1 protein-coding gene is annotated in these 740 nt (G+C 63.0%); it reads right to left on the bottom strand.

All coding sequences use genetic code 11. From position 1 onward, the window contains the following. Positions 1 to 55: 55 nt before the first annotated feature. The coding region (locus GWE18_RS41945) for a transposase (protein WP_275191310.1) at positions 56 to 740 on the bottom strand (685 nt) is incomplete at its 5' end.

Raw genomic sequence — 740 nt, forward strand, 5'->3', positions numbered from 1 at the left:
CTAGGAGCCTGTCCAGTTAGCATCGGGAAGCCGGTTTTATCCGAATGATAGCGGCTCATGCGGCCCTCGCCAGCTTGACGAGGTTGTGAGCGGTGCAAATCAGGGCCCATTCGGGCTTCACTTTGTCGATGCCGCGCAGCAGGAATTGCCTGAACCCTCTTGCCTGTTTGATCTGTCCGAACACGGGTTCGACGATCTGCTTACGCAAGCGGTAGCGACTTCGGTAGCCGGCGCGCTTGAGCTTGGTGCTCATCTTGGCGATCAGCGAGCCGGCTCTTGAAGGCTTTTCCGCGGTGGCGGACTTGGTGCCGTGCTTCTGCCTTCCGGTGGCGATGTAGCCCTCAATGCGCCGCCGTTTGAGCGTGCGAAGATTAGCGGCGGAGCAGTAGCCGGCGTCGGCCGACACTTCGTCGGGATTGGTCCCCAGATTAGCCCTGATCCCGTCGAGCAACGGCGCCAGTTGCGCCTGATCGCTCGAGGAACTGGTCAGCGTCTGCGCCACGATGATCTGATGGGCACCATCGACCGCGGCCTGGGCGTTGTAGCCCTGGATGTAACCGTCCTTGGTCTTCAGGATGCGGCTTTCCGGGTCGGTGAAATTGCGTTGTGCCTTGCCGTCGGGCTCCGTTTTCGTCGGCGTCTTGCCGCTCTTCTTGCCGCCTTCGGCGACGCGACGCTCCTCGGCCCGCGCCTTGCGTTCCACCTCGGCTGCGGCCTTGGCTTCGGCCTCCAGCGCGGCC

Source organism: Bradyrhizobium sp. CSA112 (assembly GCF_029051645.1).
Taxonomy (GTDB): Bacteria; Pseudomonadota; Alphaproteobacteria; order Rhizobiales; family Xanthobacteraceae; genus Bradyrhizobium.